The following is a 2,337-nucleotide window of genomic DNA, read 5'->3' as shown; positions in this document are numbered from 1 at the left end:
TAGCTTATTCACTTTTGTTCCTCCTTCTTCCTAATGACTTCCTTCACAGCAGCCGGATACACTCGGCCAACTTTTCGCTGAAACATCTTCTTTAACACATCTAACTCCTCGTTCCAAATGTCTTCAACGATTTCAGAACTGCTATTCTTCAAAATAGTCCCCATGTCAGTCTCATCGAAGTCTTCGCCGATGACGCCCGAGTCAACAAGTTTGCAAAGTATTTTTTGAACACGCGCGGAAGTTAACGTTTGAGAAACAAATTCTCCGAGTTCAGTAGCATTTTTCGAAACCTTTTCCTTTTTCGTTTGAACCTCTCTAAATTCGTCACTTACGAACTTGAGCGTTTCGCCCTCGAACCTCGAACCTTTTGAACGAACAACGATCCCCTCCCCTTTTTTTGCAAGAAATGATTTCCCCACATAAGTTTTTAATTTTTCAAATGAAGGTTTAGATGATGGTTCGTCAATTATTGGCGCATGATCTATCGCTAGCTCATCAGCCCGAGTTTGAGAACTCCACAAAGGTTCGAAAGTTTCTGATTCACAATCATAAACGTCAAATAAATAGAATTTGTCGCGATGGTGTTCATAATCAATTTTGTGTTTGACTAACCATTCGCCGAAATAAATAGAGTTTGGTTTCAACAATTCTTTTTGTGGAACAATATAATCACGAACCCAGTTATAGAAGCCTCTCAAAGTATTATGTTCGTCTAACTCCGTTGTCCTCGAATAACAATGTACTTCCCTGTCGACTAAACGAAAACTTGCATTGGCTCCGTCCAATTTTTCAAGAATGACAACGTCTTTAATGTCGTCATAAATTTCCCTTGCTTCCCTTTTGTGCGCTCCAATCAAACTATTGTACTTGTGCATTATTTCAGCTCCTTGTTTCTTCATGATTCAAACACCCTCACATCAAGCTTGAATCTTGTATTATTGTTTATGCCTTGCACAAGCTCCTCTACACTTTTAGCCTCATAAATATGCCGTTTGGCTCTGTAGTGCAGACCTAGGTTGCCCATGCGTTTTACTAACGCGGTTTTAAGGTCGTCAAGCGTAATGTCGTATTTTGAAAATTCGTACCGGAGTTTACGTTCATTCGGCCAGCACCGCTCCGTCGTATAAATTCTAATGTAGTATGACTTCATGATTTATCCCTCCTAACTCTCAAACCCAGATCAATTTGATTCGCTATTGATTTGTCACGATTATAGTAGCGCTTGAAATATTTACTTTTTGTACAGTTGTGAACAGTATTCGTCGAACAGTTCATGTATTTGGCTATTGCTTTAAAATGCAACCCCGCGTTTCTTAACTGCGTCACTTGAACCGGCGAAATCGAACCGTGTTTTGTTTTCTTCACAACCGGACAGACTTCATACGCCCGTTTAAACTGGTCGTACAGTCGCAGCTCATCTTCCCCAATATCAAGAAGTCGGTTGAGCTCTCGCACTTTTTTTTAAATATTGGGCGCCGAATGGGAGTTGTTCGATCTCATACATCAAGTCTCGCTCTCGTTCACGGCGTTTTATTCTTTTTTTTCTTAATTTTTCAAATTCATTCATTGGAATCACCTTTTCAATGACGGAAACCGTCATTCCAGTAGGCGTCTACTACCATAGGATTTTCTGTTTCGTTATTCATCGTTAGTCTCCTCCAGCTTCATTTAATAAATGCTGCATGTTTGATAAAGATTCTTGTTTTGACATAATTGATTCTAAATGATTCATTGTTCCAACCTCATAAATTCCGACAACTTCATCTTGACTGCCGCGTTCCTCACACGTTGCTTTCAACATAGCTGTTAAGGGTGATTCTGCCCGACTAATCGTATACATGGTCTTACCATCAACCTCACTGACAATCGCAAATTTACTCATCGGTATCCTCCTCGACTTTTATAGCTAAGCTCCAATACCGTTCGTCAATCGCTTTGATTTCTTTTTTTGTAAATTTAGTTCGAAAATAAACATCTTCGTCCTTATCACAAAAATTAATTTCCTCATTGATTATTTTTAAATTTAGATAAGCCTTTTCTTCTTTAATGTCAGGCAGACGGACATAATAAAGCTGTTCTTTTTTAACCTCATAGCCGTATCGAATGGCATCGGCAATCGTCGTAAGTGTTGTACTCTCGGGCTCTATCACACTCTCGATCAACCAAATTGGTACTAATTTTTTACTACGGAGTTCATCCCTTTGGTACGCACTACTTGCCGCTACGACCTTATAAAGGGCTAAATCTGCGTCAAGCTTCCAAGCATCGGGCATCGTGTCCAACCAATCCGCCATTTGTTGCTTCGACTTCAATTTTTTCGTACGCAGATTTCGAGCC

At 39.8% G+C, this 2,337-nt stretch carries 4 protein-coding genes; all 4 read right to left on the bottom strand.

All coding sequences use genetic code 11. The features are described from left to right. Positions 1–8: 8 nt before the first annotated feature. Positions 9–899, bottom strand: coding sequence for an RNA ligase family protein (locus MFLO_RS14260; RefSeq protein ID WP_036098729.1), 891 nt, complete (start codon positions 897–899; stop codon positions 9–11). Continuing rightward, complete coding sequence (locus MFLO_RS14255; RefSeq protein WP_036098728.1) at positions 896–1,150, bottom strand: hypothetical protein; 255 nt, start codon at positions 1,148–1,150, stop codon at positions 896–898. The genes MFLO_RS14260 and MFLO_RS14255 overlap by 4 nt, the downstream gene beginning before the upstream one ends. A gap of 498 nt (positions 1,151–1,648) precedes the next feature. Then, complete coding sequence (locus MFLO_RS14250; protein WP_036098726.1) at positions 1,649–1,882, bottom strand: hypothetical protein; 234 nt, start codon at positions 1,880–1,882, stop codon at positions 1,649–1,651. Next, on the bottom strand, positions 1,875–2,337 hold a 463-nt coding region (locus tag MFLO_RS14935; RefSeq protein ID WP_051993702.1), incomplete at its 5' end, for a DUF1642 domain-containing protein. The genes MFLO_RS14250 and MFLO_RS14935, both read right to left, overlap by 8 nt.

The sequence above is a fragment of the Listeria floridensis FSL S10-1187 genome, assembly GCF_000525875.1.
GTDB lineage: Bacteria > Bacillota > Bacilli > Lactobacillales > Listeriaceae > Listeria > Listeria floridensis.
Note: the sequence above shows the minus strand (reverse complement) of the source record. Positions and strands in the feature narration are given on the sequence as shown.

What these genes read in the sequence shown, in the direction of transcription:
- MFLO_RS14260 (WP_036098729.1), bottom strand. Translation starts at nt 899, where the DNA reads ATGAAGAAACAAGGAGCTGAAATAATGCACAAGTACAATAGTTTGATT.
- MFLO_RS14250 (WP_036098726.1), bottom strand. Translation starts at nt 1,882, where the DNA reads ATGAGTAAATTTGCGATTGTCAGTGAGGTTGATGGTAAGACCATGTAT.
- MFLO_RS14255 (WP_036098728.1), bottom strand. Translation starts at nt 1,150, where the DNA reads ATGAAGTCATACTACATTAGAATTTATACGACGGAGCGGTGCTGGCCG.